Origin of the sequence: Ruegeria sp., from assembly GCF_965199275.1 — a bacterium.
Lineage (GTDB): Bacteria > Pseudomonadota > Alphaproteobacteria > Rhodobacterales > Rhodobacteraceae > Ruegeria.
Genome location: NZ_CBDAQX010000021.1, coordinates 1 through 13,543 on the forward strand (window position 1 = coordinate 1; position 13,543 = coordinate 13,543).

A 13,543-nucleotide genomic window follows, 5' to 3' on the forward strand; every position below is an offset into this window, starting at 1 on the left:
TCCACCTTTGCCCCGGTCTCGATGAGCGCCGTGGTTACCGCCTCGGTGATCGTCTCCACATCCTCCATTCTCGAAAGCCGCTCCAGAAGGGCGGCGCGGGCTGTGGTGCCGGGATCGGCGTTTTTGTCCTGTTCTTCCATATCCATATCCTTCATCTAGGTACATTCTCCCGCTTCCGCCTGGTACAGCGCCCGCCGGAAAAGGCGATCTGCGCCCGCCCCCCGGGCCGGCGGAAGGCACCCTGCCGGCTCATGGCTTGCGCGCCTCGCGCCGGTAGCGCCGCACGGTGCCGGTTGCAATACGCAAGGCGCGGGCGATCTCGCCTGTTCCCATGCCGCGCCCTGCCAGCCACAGCACCACCGCGCGGCGCGCCAGCGGCACCTCCAGCACATGACCGCCACAGCCCTGCATGAGCGCCTGTGCAGGCGCGTGACCCAGAAGGGCGATCAGGGCCTGGCCGTCGGGGCTTTGATCGCGCTGGAACATGGCGGGCACCCGCCAGCTCTGCCCGCCATGTTCCAGCGCGATGGCAAGTGCTGCCTCGCGCCCGGCGTGATCGGCAATCTCGGCCAGGGAGGCCGGCAGGGGCGCGGATGCGCAAGTCTGATGCGGGCGGGTCAATGCTCAGGTCTCCGGCGGGCACCCCTTTGGTGCCGCAGGCTCAGCCGTTCGGCGCGGTTCGAGATCGGCCCGGCCTGGGCGTTGGTTATGGTGACGAGTGCGACCGTGCCATCTGCCGTGCGCCGCAGATGAAACCGCAGGCCGCCCCGGATCACCGCGCCCTCGCCAAAGGTGCGCATGGCGGCCTCCGCGCCCGGCACCTGCGCCGCAATCCGCGCCCTCAGCCCCTCCACATCCACACCCCAGCTGCGCTCGAGCCAGCGCAGCACCGCGTGTTCGGTGACATGCAGCGAAAAGTGGCTTGACCTATCCATTACGCAGCCCCCCGGTCTGGCGTCTCGCGCGACATGCGCCGCGCGGCCATCTTCCGGCGTCCGTATTCGGCAGGGGTGAGGCGAAGCCGCTTTGCCTCGATCCGCGTCTGCGCGCGCCGCTGCTGGCGGGTGAGGCGGGAGGCAGGCGGGATGGCCCTGTTGGCCTTCAGCTTTGCAACCCACCGCCTCTGCGCGCGCCCGACCCCTGCGCCCGGTGCGGCGCGCGTATACTGGCGCGTGTGCTGACCCGGGGGTGCGGGTGTGGCACGTCCGGCCTGAAGCGGCATGGAGGTCAGCCCCGCAAGCAGGGCGCCATAAAGCATCTGTGCCATCTTCATGGGGAGACCTCCGCATCTGCATCTGCCTGCGCCTCTGCGCGGGCCAGCATCGCGCGCAGCGACCGGATCACATCGGTGATGCAGCCCGTATCGGTCAGCGCATCCACATCGATGGGCACAAAGGCCCAATGCGCCCCGAAGCGCGCGCGGATGAAGGCGTTGAGCCCGGCGCGGCCCGGGCGTTTCAGCGCGCCCCGGCGCCCCAGTTCGCCCCAGAGCGCGTGAATGAGGCGCACGTCGCCCCTTTTGGCTTTGGGGCGGGGGTTTGCGCCGCTGTGGCTGTCCCGGTGGGCCGCGCTGGCGCCCTTCTGACCGCCCCTGTGGCCGCCCCCTGTGCCATCCGGGGCTCCGCCCCTGTGGCCGCCCCCTGTGCCATCCGGGGCTCCGCCCCTGTGGCCGCCCCCTGTGCCATCCGGGGCTCCGCCCGTTCGGCGCTTCATCCGTCCACTGGACGGATGACCGGTTGCACCGGACCGCGCCTCACCCTGCAGCGTGTTGAGATGGGCCAGTAGTCGGGCCAGGTCGCGGGCGGACATGTCCCGCATCGACGCCTTGCCGGTCACAGCCAGTTGCACATCATGGCGTGCGTCCGCATCGAGCCCGAGGGCGCGGCAGGCCCCGTGCGCCGCGCGCATCAGCCGGGCGCGGTCCCCTTCGGCATATCGGCGGGTGCGGGTCATGTCACCGCCGCCCCGCCCTGCGCTTTGCGCGCCGCGCGTTCGAACCTCTTCTGCCGCCGCGCGATCCGCATCCGCTGCGCTTTATGTTCGGGCGCCTTCATCGGCAGGCGCGTGACGGGCAGACCGGAGACCCCCTCGGGGATATGCCTGATCCGCCCGGCCGCCACCGCCGCGTCGATGAGCCTGCGCGCCTCGGCGGAGAGCGGGGCGCGCGTCATGCGGGTGCCAAAGACCGCCACCGCTCAGCCCGCCTTGGCCAGATCGATGCTGATCGGCTCCCAGGCCGCATCGGGGGTGGCGCGGCGATAACAGCGCATATAGGTTTTCGAGCCCACCACCCGCATCGCATCGCGGATCGCTTCCATCGCCCTGCGCCAGCGCCCGTCGGCGATATCGAGCCGCAGCAGGCTGTAGATGCCGGCGCGCGCGATCTCGCCCTCCTTGTCGACCTGGAAGGCGTGGGAGACGATGGTGCGGATCTCGGCGCGGCTGCCCTCGGCCCATTCGGCCAGGCATTCCTCCACCAGGTCGCGCGCCACCTGCAATTCGGGGCCGAAGGCGATGCGATCTGCGATCTGCACCTGCACCTTCATGGTGCCGTCATAGGACATATAGGTGCGGTTGCCCTTGACCGAGCGGCGGCTATGGCCGCCATATTCGGCCTCCAGGATCGCATCAAACCCGCCGATCTCGTCAAAGCAATGGGACCGGAACCGCCCGATCTGCCCCGAGAGATCACCGGCAAAATGAATGACCCGGCGCACCATCTCGTCCTGCAACTGGTCCTGCGGGCGCACCATCTCGAGCGGTGTCAGGCGCCCTTGTGCATCGCGCATGTAGCGCGCACCATCAATGTCCACCGTGGCCGCATCGATCCAGTTCAGCGGCGGCAGGCCCAGAGATACGGGACCGGCTTCGCTCTCCGGGTCACAGCCCTGGTCGATCCGGGCCTCGGGGCCCCTGTCGGGATGCGGGTTTGTCTGTGCCATAACATGTCCTTTCGATGTGTGAACTGTTGCAGGGGGTCTTTTGCAGCGGGGGTGCGGTCCCGGATCGGGGTCCTCAGCCCTCGGCCGCGTCCTCAAAATCCACATGCGCGAAGATCGCCGGCACCCCGTCTTCCAGCCCGACGTCATCGATCTCATGCAAGCCGCCCAGGATGTCGGCGATCCAGACCTCCTCATGGGCCGACAGCTCCGAGAGCCGTTCGATCAGCTCCTCTACGCTCATGACAGCTCTCCCGCCGCCGCTTCGATATCGGCCTCCGTAATGGTCTCACGCCCGGCGCCGCGCGCGATCATCCAGGCCCGCGCCAGATGGCGGCGCAACCCGTGCAGCCCGCCGGGCCCTGCAGCGGCGGCGATCAGATGCTTCATCTCGCGGGCGCCCGGTTTGCGTCCCAGCGGTCCTGCGGCAATGGCGGCCACATCGTCGCGGGCCAGCGCCTTGAGATCGACCCGCATGCCGATCCGCCCCGTCACCTGCGGACAGCGCGCCAGCGTCATGCGGATGGTGTCATCGCCGATGAGCGCCAGCCCGCAGCCGGCCATGTCGCGAATGCAGCGGAGCTCATCAAGCAGGGGTGCGCGCAGATGATGCGCCTCATCGACCACGATGAGCGCGCCGCGCCCCTCAAGGCCGGCCACAATCGCCTGCTCGGCCTCCATGGAATGGGTCGGGCGTGCCCCCGCGCCAAGGGCTGTGCCGAGCCGCGAAAGCAGCCGGGGCAGGGTCGTGAGCGTCGGCGAGGCGCGCAGCCAGATCGCCTGGGCGCGGCCGGCGCAATGGGTCTCGGCCGCCCAGGTCTTGCCGCGCCCCGAGGGGCCATGGATCAGCGCCAGATCGCCGGCGGCCTGGGCATAGGCCAGCGCCGCGCTGACCGCCCGCGTGGCACAGGTCTCGGCATGGGCATCGAGCCGGGCCCCGCCAAAGGCATGGGCGGCGCGCTCGGCGCGGGTATCAAGCCAGCGCCCGATCCGCGCCTCCACGGCGTCATTGTCGCCGCCATAGCTGCCGTTCAGCCAGCTTGAGAGCGTGGGGGCGCTGACCCCGGGACCGATCTCGGCAGCAGCCCTGGCGCGCGACAGGCCAAAGGCGGCCATTTCCGCCTCCACCCGGGCGCGCAGCTCCGCCGGGGCGGGGGCCGCAGAGGCGGGATCGAGGACGCCAGAGGCGGGATCGGGGTTCGCAGACGGGCCGCGCGCCTCACGCGCAAGGGGTGTGATGTTTTCTGCCGGTTCCATCGGGGGTTCTCCTCTCTCAGATGCCTTCATCCAGAAACAGTTTCGCGGCCGCCTCCAGCGCAGGGCTGGCGCCCCCGGCCCCGCCAGCGGTGCGGCGGGAGGCTTTGGGTGCGGCGCTGGACGCAGACCCGCCTGCGCCCGCACGCGCCTCGGCCGCCTTGCCCCTGACTTCCGACCTTTTTGTTGATCTGACTGGGTTTTTGGTTTGTTTTCAGGTGTGGTTGCTCAGAGGCGCGTTGTAGTGCCCCATTATTATAAAAAGTATTGACATGGGCCTTCAGATGGCTAACCTCTTCGCCCATGTTCATCCGCACCAAACATGACGCAAAGCTCAACCGCACACGGATCCAGATCGTTGAATCCGTCCGCACCGGCTCCAAGGTACGCCAGAAGATCCTGCGCCATGTGGGTGTGGCCCATAACGACAGCGAGATTGAGGATATCAAGCGTCTGGCGGGCCGCTTGATGGAGCAATTACGCATTGATCGCTCGCCGCAAATGGAACTGTTCACGCCCACGGAATATGCCGATCTGCAGGCGCTGGTGCGCCGCGCTCCGCGGCCGGACAAGCTTGGCGTTGATCTTGCCGAGTGCCGTGAGGAGGCGCGGGTCTCTCTGGGTCTGCGGGATGTCATGGGGACGATGTATGACCAACTGGGTTGGGGGGCCCTTCTGGGGGCGGCGCGTAAAAGTGCCAATCGCATTGTGAAAGAGCTGGTTATGGCGCGGATCGCACAGCCCGAGAGCAAGCGCGCGACCGTGGAGGCGTTGGAGAACCAGGCAGGCATCACGCTCAATCTGGACGTGGTCTATCGGAGCATGGATTACATCAATACGCCGGTGATAGACGGGATTTGCAAAACCTCTCACGCGGCGGCAGAGAAGTTGCTGGGCGGGCCAGTGACCGTGCTGTTCTACGATTGCACGACCCTGGCCTTTGACACCGAGCGCGAGGACCCGGCCGAGGATGCGGACGGGGTCGAGCAGGATCATCTTCTGGCCAAGGGCTTCAGCAAGGATGGCAAGCATCACCGCGCTCAGGTCATGCTGGCGCTGATCGTCACCTCCGATGGGCTGCCTGTGGGCTATGAACTCTTCCCGGGAAACACCTGGGAAGGTCATACGCTGGAAGCTGCGCTGAAGGCGTTGGAGGGACGCTTCGACGTGGCCAGGGTCACGTTCGTGGCCGATGCCGCCATGCTCAGCAAGGACAACCAGCAGATGTTGCAGAACAAGGGTCTGCCCTACATCCTCGGCTATCGCATGAAGTCCGCCCCGGCCGCCGTGAAGGCGAACATTTTGAGCCCGGAGGGACGCCAGCCTTGGGCTGGACACGGTTCTGAAGAGGCAACCGAGAAGGGCTGGTACAAGGTGATCGACCAGGAGGGAGCGCGGGTCATTGTGACCTGGTCACCCACCCGGGCACGCAATGATGCCCACAAGCGCGACAAGGCAATCGAAAAGCTGCACAAGAAGCTCAAGCGCTCTCGCAAACCCGGCAGCTTCAGCAGCCGGGGATATGGCCGCTTCCTGGCCTTCCCCGACAGCGGGGACGTCACGCTGGATGATGCAAAGATCAAGGCAGCGGCACAATGGGACGGGCTGCATGCCATTGTTGTTCATGGTGCGGACGAACTGGAGGCACAGGACGTCATTGCCCGCTATCACCAGTTGTGGGAGATCGAAGCCTGCTTCCGCACCAACAAGCACGATCTGAAAATCCGGCCCATCTATCACTGGTCGCCGCGTCGGGTCCGGGCCCATATCGCCATCTGCTACATGGCCTTCTGCTGCCTGCAGCACCTGCGCAAGCATCTGGACCTGCTCGGACACCCGATGAGCCCGGCTCGTATCCGCAACGAGTTGAACGCATTGCAGCTCTCGATCCTGCGCCACAAAGGCACCCCTGACCGCTACGGCATGCCAAGCCATGCCACGGTCGATGCCAGACGCATCCTCACCTGCGTCGGCCTGACCTGGAACGAAGCCCCTTTCAAGATACCCCCCGGGCGCACCCGAAAAACTGGCCAGACCAAAGCCTGAGCTCCCTCAACACTCCGAAACAATCGCTGGCGAAAAAAGTCCGTGTAGTGCCTTTTGGCAACCAAGGCATAATAATATCAATGACTTATACGAAAAAATGTCGGAAGTCAGGAAACAGTTTCGCGGCCGCCTCCAGCGCAGGGCTGGCGCCCCCGGCCCCGCCAGCGGTGCGGCGGGAGGCTTTGGGTGCGGCGCTGGACGCAGACCCGCCTGCGCCCGCACGCGCCTCGGCCGCCTTGCCGGCCTCCTTGAGTGCCGGCGTCTCGTGGGGTTGATCCGCCCGTGCCCCGGTGCTGGAAAAGGCGATCACCTTGCCCGCCGCCTCCTCAGACGCGCTGAGCACATCCTCCATCGCCCCCTTGGGATTGTGGGCGCGGGCCAGATCGCGGGCGTCCTTGCGGGCGGCCCTGTCGGCCTTGCGGGCCCGGGTTTTCGCCTGCGCCGCAATACGAGCCAGATCAGCCCCGGTGCGCGCGGGGTCCTCGGCCATGAAGAGAAACCGCCCCTCAGGCGAAAACACGAAAAGACGCGCGGGATCAGCAGGGTCATAGCGCAGCTCCACGCGCTCGCCCACGCGGGTGCCCATCTCCGGGGCCATGTACCAGATACCCCCCACCGAAAGGCCGTGCTTGGAAATGGTGCGGCGCGGCCCGTCTCCCGAGCGGCTCACCGGCTCGGCCAGGAGCGGATCAAGCGCGCGCGGATCACCGATCCGGCGCAGGGGCCTGTCCGGGTCTCCCGGCCAGGCCGCCATGCGCTGAAAAGGGCTCTCGCCGGTGCCGCCATGGGCGCGGCGCCCATAGATGGCCTCGACCCAGATGTCGCATTTGCGCTGCAGCTCCGCCCCGGAAAGCGCGATGTCAAAGGTCTCGGCCGCGTCCGTGCCGCGTCTCCGGGACATGGACTTTTTTGCCTCAAGCTTCTTGCGGTCCATCACGTCATGGCCGGTAAAGCCCGGCAGGAAGGCAAAGAGATCGCGCGTCATCGTGCCGAAGAAGCGCTCGATATAAGGTTTTGCCTCGGGCGTATAGGGCGGGCAGATGTCATGCTGGATGCCCAGGTCCGAGAGCACCCGGGTGAGATGGCGCGAGGTGTAGTCCCGGCCCTCATCGGTGCGCGCCACCTCCGGCACGCCCCAGTCGACAAGGCAGCGCCGCAGGAGCGCGCAGATCGCCGTTGCCCGGCTGGTGGGTACCACCAGAACCTTCGCCCGGCGCGCCCAGACATCAATGGCCCCCACGATCGTATGCCGCCCGTCGGTGCAGATCACATCCGCAGGCGTCGAATCCAGTTCCCAGAGCGCGTTGGGCGCGCGCACTTCCGCCGCCGCGCACCCAAGCGCAGGGGCCAGCCGCGCGCGATGCCCGTCAGGATCAGAGACGGCCGAGAGCGCACGGGCGTTCTCCGCATCGCCCCGCCAGGTCTTCAGCCAGCGCTGTGTCGCGCGCAAGGACGGCGTCTTGCCATAGCGCGCCTTCAGCACCCGCACCACATGGGAGGCGGTCAGGTGTCCCCCGTGCTCATGGATCAGCGCAAGGGCGCAGTCGCGCATCTGCGCGTCACTGAGCGGCCCGCAGCGCCCGCGCCCGGGCCGGTCGGTCAGCACCACCAGCCGCGCCTCGGGTGCCAGGCCCTGGCAGGTCAGACGCCAGCGGCGCACGGTGTCACCTGTCACCCCGGCGCCTTTTGCGGCCCGGGCATCCGCATCCGCCCGCGCTATCCCTGTGGCTATCAATCGCTCGGAGGCCGCCACCGCATCCAGCCGCATCCGCGCCTGCGCCAGTGCGGCAGACGAGCGGGGTGCGCTCGGGGGTGCGTCTGAACGAGACGGAAGACCGGCGGAAGGCGTTGCGCCTGAACGGGTCTTTGAGGGGGCCTTGAGGGGGTTTGCATTTGACAGGCCTGGGGGCGTGGAGGGGCCTTGCAGGGGCGCTGCAGGGGGCGGGCTTGGCGATATGGCGGGTTTGGGTGGTGCGAATGTCATGGGCTATGGCCTGAAATCCCTGCCGGCAAGGGGCCGGTTTGTTCCGGGGTGGCGTCATCAATCGTCATGGCGTCGTGACGGTTTGCATCCGTCGCTAGGCGGGTGAGCGACGCGCTGACTTTTCCGGCCAGCTTCGTAACCCTCTCCTCCAGCGCCCGTCCGATCAGGGCCTCCAGTGACGGGGCCAGGCGGCGGCGTGCATTGCCGTGCAGACTTGCAACCGCGACCGCAAGATCCTCCGATTCCGTCGCAGCGAGAATGCGGCGATAACCCTCCTCCACCATATCAAGGCCTGCCTCGATATCGGCGCGCACACCATCAACCACGCGCCGCGCCGCATCGGGCCCCGCCCGCTCGGCCTTCAGCGCCTCGATCTCCGCCTTCAGTCGCGCGTTTTCACGCTCGGCACGGCCCCTTGCGGAGCGCTCCGCCATCACGCCGCGCAGCCGGTCCACGGACCAGTTGTAAAGCGAGGCCTCGGCCAGAACCGCGTCGCCCTCTTCCGGCTCCAGCCCCGCCACTTCGGCATGATGCGACCAGCTCAGTTCGTCCCGGCGTCGGGACGGTTCGATCCGCCGCGCCACCGAGGCGCGGTTCTTCAATGTGCCCAAAGGCACGTCCAGCTTTTCCGCCAGCCGCGTCATGTCGCCATAGGCCGTCGGGCGCTCGGCAACCCAGTCACCCATCTCCCAGGCAATGCCGTCAAGGCCACGGTCGAACGCCCTTTCGCGCGCCACAATCGAAAGACCCTTCTCTTCCCATTCGGCATCAAGGCGCGCCTCTATCTGTTCGCGGGGCTCAATCATTGCGCGTCCTCTTTTCCAGTGTGGCCTTGCTGATCTTCGGGTTCCGGCAACACGGGGGCGCGTTCGGGCGCCCCTTGAGCCGGTGACGGGACCGGCCGCACAAGCCGGTAGAGAAAGATGCGCTCCATCGTCATCGGATCGATACCCTGGCGGCAGGCAATCTCCGCGCCGTTGGCCCTGAGCTCCGCCACGGCCGCATTGACCGCGCAGACATCCGCCCCCGTCACGATCTCGCGCGTCGAGTGTTCCCGCCCGTCGCGCAAAAACGCGTGCAGGCGCTGCAGGCGCGGGGAGCGGGAGAGGCGCGCTGCATGCATCATGCGCGCCCTCCCCCACAGGGCGCACCGCCACCCGCAGGGGTCTCGTTGAGATGCGCGAGCACCTCCGCCACCATCAGCGCCGCCCCATCACAGGCCTCGATCCGTGCCACCGCCCGGGCGATGCCACGGGTCACCGCCTTATGATCGCGCCCGCCAAGGGCGGCCCCGATGCGCCCATACGTGGCTTGCGTGAGGGCAGCGCACAGGCACATGGCCATCTGCCGCGCCTGTGCAACCTCCCGATCCTTGAAACCCCCGCGCAGCGCATCCGCCTCCAGCCCGGCCACATGGGCGCTCACCAGGACAATCCGCGCCAGCGCGCGGTCCTGCCCGCCCGGCAGATGCGGCAGCGGCGCAAGCTCGCTGAGCAGGGCGCGCAGCTCCGCGCGCGAAAGGGGCGGTGTGTCGCTTTGCGGGACGGGTGCGCGCCCCGTCGCAGGGGATGTTTCCGGGGTTATCTCGGGGGGTGTTTCGGGGGCGGTCTTGTCGTCCGCCTCGCGCCCGATCCTGTCGCCCGTCTCAAACGCCATCACGCCGGTGAGCGCCGCCTCTGCGCGGGCCATCGCGCCGCAGGCTTCAAGCTCTGCGCCAAGGGCCGCCGCCTTGCGCAGTTCGCCCAAGGTGGCTTTGGCGGTGCGGGCATCCATGCGGCCGCAGGGTTCGGCCGGGCCGATCGACCGGCCCGCCTCCGCAAGGGCGCGGCGCAATTGCCGGAAATCGGAGGCGGCGCTCATGGGCTCACCGCCCAGGCAAGCACCAGCAGAACCCAGAGTGCCCCGAACAGCGAGACCGCGCCAATGAGATCGCTCAGCCAGTGATCGTCCAGGGCGCGGACGAGCCGGGCAAGAAGGCCCCCACGGACAGGGCCGTGGGGGCAGGTGCTGCGCGCTACAGGCGGGCGCGCAGAGCCAGGGAGTAACCGGTCAGGGGTGGCGGCCGGGTCAGGCGTGACGCCCTCCCCCGCCGCCGGTACCATCGGAGATGCAAACCAACCGATGGAGGAAAAGATGGATCCAGATAACGCCGAAATAATCGCCAAGGTCGCAAGCCGCTCAGCCCGAAGCACACACCATTTACTGATCGCGCTGATTGCCTCCCTGATCGACAGCGGCGCGCTATCAGCGGAGGTATTTGCGGAAAAACTCAACGATATGGAGCGCACCATTCGGAGCGTCAGCCCCGAAGACGCCTGGGATGAACTGGAGATGAGGGTCACGATCAGCCTCATTGATCAAATTCGTGATCTTGTTTCTGGCGGCGAGAAAACGTCACCCTGAGCGCGGCGGCGATCGGCCCCCTGCAATCCATCTCGTCGACGAGCACATTGATCAGCCGATCAGCCGGATCGGCAATCTCGTCAAGATTCGGAGTAGGATGGTTATGCATGGCCGTTACCTCGTTGCTGCAGGGGTGTCGGGCGGGCGGATCATGACAGACCCTCCGCTTTGGCAGGACCGGGCGTAACGCCTGGTCCCGCCGCCGGTTCCATCGGAGATGCAAACCAACCGATGGAGAGATAAATGGATGCGGAAAAATACATGTTAATGACGGAGATCGACCGGCGTATAAGTGAGGCCGGCAATCGGGATTTTGAAACGATCATGAGCATTATGCGCCCCCTCATGGCTGTGGTCAGGGCAGGCCTGCTTTCGGGCGCGATTTCTGTTGATGACGCCATTAAGCTGCTGCCCCCGGGCCGGAATGAGGATCAGGATCGCGGGACGATTGAGCAGTGGGCAAACCCGCGATCCGGCGAATGAACGCACGATCATAGTCGTTTATCTCGATACCCGCCCCGGAGAGATCGTACTCAATCCAGAACACGCCAAGGTCCGAAGATGCGGTGGCAAAGGCGGCGATGACCTTGCGGGTCGCAAGGCGTTCCACCGGGTCTTTCCGGGTGTCGAGAACATTCTGAATTGTCCGGTGTAGGTAACATGCCAATTGTCCGCTTCAGTTGATTGCGCGGTGGCCCAATTCGGAGGGAGCCGTAGGCGACCGTAGATTTGGGCCACCGCGTTCGCGCCACGTCGAAGCGGGTCACGCGACTTTGTGTTTGCTATCCTCCTGTGTGATGGGTGATCCGTCAGGCTGGTAGCGGCCAATGCATCTCGGGCCGTGGAAGATGACCAGTTGACCATCGGGGTATTCGTGGACCCTGACCTTCGCCTTGACGAAATGATGACGGTGCCTGTCTGCCGCGATCTGCATGACCAGGCCCTTGTAGCGCACCGTATTGTCGTTGCCGACGACGCGGTCTTCCTGCACACACAGGGTGTCGCGCACATTGCCTGTAAACGGCACGAAGGCCGAGGTCGTATCCTCCGGCTCCTTTGCAAACAGGGCATTGTGTTCGGGAAGATAGACCTCTTTCAGGAACTGATTGGCCTCTTCAATGGTTGTGATCCCATGGGACCGCAGTTCCTGCGGCAATCGGTTCTGGAACGTGCCAAACATGCGTTCAGACCGTCCACGGGCCTGCGGTGAATAGGCCGGGATCAGCTCAATGCCGAGTTGCTGCAAGGCGCGCCCGACCTGGGTCAGATTGTCCTTGTCCACTTTGCCGCCCGCTTCGGGCGTATGCCAGTAATGAGAGCCCCGATCGGCATAGAGCGAGCAAAACAGACCTTGCGCCTCGATCACCTCTGTCAGCCCCTGAAAACTGCTCATCGTCCCTTCTTCCTCGACAAAGAATGCCGAATAAACCCGGTTGGTGGCATCGTCCATGGTGACGATCAGATCCCACCACTGACCCGGAACCCATTCATGGCTGGAGCCGTCCTGATGCAACATCATGCCAACCATCGGACGGCGGGGCCGCTTGCGCCGATGGGCACCTCGTCGGGGTGCTGCCTGAACCCGGCCGTGGCGCTGCAGTGTAAGCCGCACCCAGTTGTAGCTCTGTGTGAAACCATGGTGGGCCACCAGCTTCTCGTGGAAATGCTTCGGCGTGTAATCCCAGTACTTGGTATCAAACAGTTCAAGCATCTCCATGACCTTATCCGTGGCAACACGATTGTTGGCCAGTTTGCCAAGCCGACGGTCGTACAGACCTTCTGCACCATCCGCCTCAAATCGATCCTCCCAACGCCTGACGGTGCGCACGGATACACCCAGTATCTCAGCCGCCTGTTCTTGCGTCAGCTTGTTCGCGCTTCGCCGCGAATACACATCTTCAAACTTCATCAGTCGAACTTCCTGTAACACTTCTGCTCGGTTCATAACGCCTCCTCTCAGAGACAGAATAGAACCGGACAGATCGCATGTTACATACACCGGACATATCGCGTGTTAGCGACAAATTTTTCTGTTAGCGGTTGACCCTTGCTCCCCCCTTTCGTAACGTCTGCGCATAACTAAGTCGGCCAGTCCGACGGGGAGAAAAATTTTGGGAAGAGGGCTGCTCCACCAGCCCTCTTTTCTTTTGCCTGTATTGGTCCTTGAGCGGGGTTTGGCCCAAGAAAGCAGTCACAATGATATCGGTTATTCGGTTAACGACTGACAGCCGCAGCGAAGGATGCTAGATGAGGCAAAACAAACAGCAAACCGAGGCATTCATGTTCAAGAAACTCCTCTCGTTTAATACTCTGGCAGCCGTTCTGATGTGCGGAGCGGTTAGCGCGCAGGAAACGACTTCTGAAGGCACGACCACTGAAGGCACTGGGGCCGATGCGGGCACAGGCCTCGATTTGGGCCAATCCGGCCCGCGTGTAGGTGAGCAATTTGTCAAAGAAGAATCCGGCGATTGGGATGTCTCCTGCATCAAGGCACCGGAAGGCGAAGATCCTTGTGCGATCGTTCAGGTTCTGAACGGCCCTCAGGGTGATCCGATTGCAGAAGTGTCCATCGGCAAGCTGCCCGAAGGCGGAGCGGCTGTTGCATGGGCCAATGTGATCGTACCGTTGGAGACCTTGCTGCAGGCGCAATTGGCCCTGTCGATCGACGGCGCACCGCGCAAGCTCTACAACTACCACCATTGTCTGCCTGTTGGCTGTGTCGCGCAGCTGGGCCTCAGCCAGGGTGACATTGACGCGATGAAAGCGGGCAGCAAAGCGACCTTCTCGCTGGTTCCCGCACGCTTCCCCGATCAGGTCATAACAATGGAAATGTCCCTGTCGGGCTTCACTTCGGGCTTTGACGGGCTGGCCGTTAACGTCAACTAAGTCAGCTGCGAATAGAGATCGCCGCCGCAGC

Annotated in this window: 18 protein-coding genes; 4 read left to right on the forward strand and 14 right to left on the reverse strand. The window is 65.3% G+C overall.

Translation table 11 applies throughout. From position 1 onward, the window contains the following. Window positions 1-249: 249 nt before the first annotated feature. From ACOERD_RS14730 to ACOERD_RS14770, 9 genes are all read right to left on the reverse strand, one after another. Window positions 250-621 carry a hypothetical protein gene (locus ACOERD_RS14730; RefSeq protein WP_419737910.1) on the reverse strand — a complete coding sequence of 124 codons (372 nt, stop codon included), beginning with the start codon at window positions 619-621 and terminating at the stop codon, window positions 250-252. Further along, window positions 618-935, reverse strand: coding sequence for a hypothetical protein (locus tag ACOERD_RS14735; protein WP_419737793.1), 318 nt, complete (start codon window positions 933-935; stop codon window positions 618-620). Before ACOERD_RS14735 ends, ACOERD_RS14730 begins: the two co-directional genes overlap by 4 nt. Then, window positions 935-1,273: a hypothetical protein gene (locus ACOERD_RS14740; RefSeq protein ID WP_419737794.1), complete on the reverse strand. Its 339-nt coding sequence runs from the start codon at window positions 1,271-1,273 to the stop codon at window positions 935-937. Before ACOERD_RS14740 ends, ACOERD_RS14735 begins: the two co-directional genes overlap by 1 nt. Next, complete coding sequence (locus ACOERD_RS14745; RefSeq protein WP_419737911.1) at window positions 1,270-1,953, reverse strand: hypothetical protein; 684 nt, start codon at window positions 1,951-1,953, stop codon at window positions 1,270-1,272. The genes ACOERD_RS14740 and ACOERD_RS14745 overlap by 4 nt, the downstream gene beginning before the upstream one ends. Continuing rightward, on the reverse strand, window positions 1,950-2,171 hold the full coding sequence (locus tag ACOERD_RS14750; RefSeq protein WP_419737796.1) for a hypothetical protein: 222 nt from the start codon (window positions 2,169-2,171) through the stop codon (window positions 1,950-1,952). The genes ACOERD_RS14745 and ACOERD_RS14750 overlap by 4 nt, the downstream gene beginning before the upstream one ends. 24 nt (window positions 2,172-2,195) lie before the next feature. Continuing rightward, complete coding sequence (locus tag ACOERD_RS14755; RefSeq protein WP_419737797.1) at window positions 2,196-2,942, reverse strand: DUF3164 family protein; 747 nt, start codon at window positions 2,940-2,942, stop codon at window positions 2,196-2,198. A 73-nt stretch (window positions 2,943-3,015) separates the two neighbouring features. Beyond that, the gene (locus ACOERD_RS14760) at window positions 3,016-3,183 is read right to left on the reverse strand and encodes a hypothetical protein (protein WP_419737912.1); all 168 of its coding nucleotides are present in this window, start codon (window positions 3,181-3,183) and stop codon (window positions 3,016-3,018) included. Next, on the reverse strand, window positions 3,180-4,196 hold the full coding sequence (locus tag ACOERD_RS14765; protein WP_419737913.1) for an AAA family ATPase: 1,017 nt from the start codon (window positions 4,194-4,196) through the stop codon (window positions 3,180-3,182). The genes ACOERD_RS14760 and ACOERD_RS14765 overlap by 4 nt, the downstream gene beginning before the upstream one ends. 26 nt (window positions 4,197-4,222) lie before the next feature. After that, on the reverse strand, window positions 4,223-4,504 hold the full coding sequence (locus ACOERD_RS14770) for a hypothetical protein (RefSeq protein WP_419737914.1): 282 nt from the start codon (window positions 4,502-4,504) through the stop codon (window positions 4,223-4,225). Here ACOERD_RS14770 and ACOERD_RS14775 point away from each other — a divergent pair. Further along, the gene (locus tag ACOERD_RS14775) at window positions 4,497-6,239 is read left to right on the forward strand and encodes an IS1634 family transposase (RefSeq protein ID WP_419737624.1); all 1,743 of its coding nucleotides are present in this window, start codon (window positions 4,497-4,499) and stop codon (window positions 6,237-6,239) included. The two genes, ACOERD_RS14770 and ACOERD_RS14775, sit on opposite strands and share 8 nt — an antisense overlap. Before the next feature lie 85 nt (window positions 6,240-6,324). Here ACOERD_RS14775 and ACOERD_RS14780 read toward each other — a convergent pair whose 3' ends face one another. The 4 genes from ACOERD_RS14780 to ACOERD_RS14795 all read right to left on the reverse strand — a co-directional run bounded on the left by ACOERD_RS14780 (window position 6,325) and on the right by ACOERD_RS14795 (window position 10,083). Continuing rightward, window positions 6,325-8,007, reverse strand: a complete 1,683-nt coding sequence (locus ACOERD_RS14780; protein WP_419739537.1) for a Mu transposase C-terminal domain-containing protein — start codon at window positions 8,005-8,007, stop codon at window positions 6,325-6,327. A gap of 212 nt (window positions 8,008-8,219) precedes the next feature. After that, on the reverse strand, window positions 8,220-9,029 hold the full coding sequence (locus tag ACOERD_RS14785) for a hypothetical protein (RefSeq protein WP_419737916.1): 810 nt from the start codon (window positions 9,027-9,029) through the stop codon (window positions 8,220-8,222). Then, window positions 9,026-9,349: a hypothetical protein gene (locus tag ACOERD_RS14790; RefSeq protein WP_419739538.1), complete on the reverse strand. Its 324-nt coding sequence runs from the start codon at window positions 9,347-9,349 to the stop codon at window positions 9,026-9,028. The genes ACOERD_RS14785 and ACOERD_RS14790 overlap by 4 nt, the downstream gene beginning before the upstream one ends. Next, a complete protein-coding gene (locus ACOERD_RS14795) occupies window positions 9,346-10,083 on the reverse strand; it encodes a helix-turn-helix domain-containing protein (protein WP_419737918.1) in 738 nt (245 codons plus the stop codon). Before ACOERD_RS14795 ends, ACOERD_RS14790 begins: the two co-directional genes overlap by 4 nt. Window positions 10,084-10,356: 273 nt before the next feature. Here ACOERD_RS14795 and ACOERD_RS14800 point away from each other — a divergent pair, with 273 nt between their 5' ends. Next, window positions 10,357-10,626, forward strand: coding sequence for a hypothetical protein (locus tag ACOERD_RS14800; RefSeq protein ID WP_419737805.1), 270 nt, complete (start codon window positions 10,357-10,359; stop codon window positions 10,624-10,626). Between the two features lie 243 nt (window positions 10,627-10,869). Beyond that, window positions 10,870-11,109 (forward strand): hypothetical protein, encoded by a 240-nt coding sequence (locus ACOERD_RS14805; protein WP_419737806.1) that lies wholly within the window; start codon window positions 10,870-10,872, stop codon window positions 11,107-11,109. 280 nt (window positions 11,110-11,389) lie between these two features. Here ACOERD_RS14805 and ACOERD_RS14810 read toward each other — a convergent pair whose 3' ends face one another. Continuing rightward, window positions 11,390-12,571: an ISNCY family transposase gene (locus tag ACOERD_RS14810; protein WP_419737631.1), complete on the reverse strand. Its 1,182-nt coding sequence runs from the start codon at window positions 12,569-12,571 to the stop codon at window positions 11,390-11,392. 335 nt (window positions 12,572-12,906) lie between these two features. Between ACOERD_RS14810 and ACOERD_RS14815 the strand changes: the two genes are divergently transcribed. Beyond that, window positions 12,907-13,512: an invasion associated locus B family protein gene (locus tag ACOERD_RS14815; protein ID WP_419739539.1), complete on the forward strand. Its 606-nt coding sequence runs from the start codon at window positions 12,907-12,909 to the stop codon at window positions 13,510-13,512. Window positions 13,513-13,543: the final 31 nt, after the last annotated feature.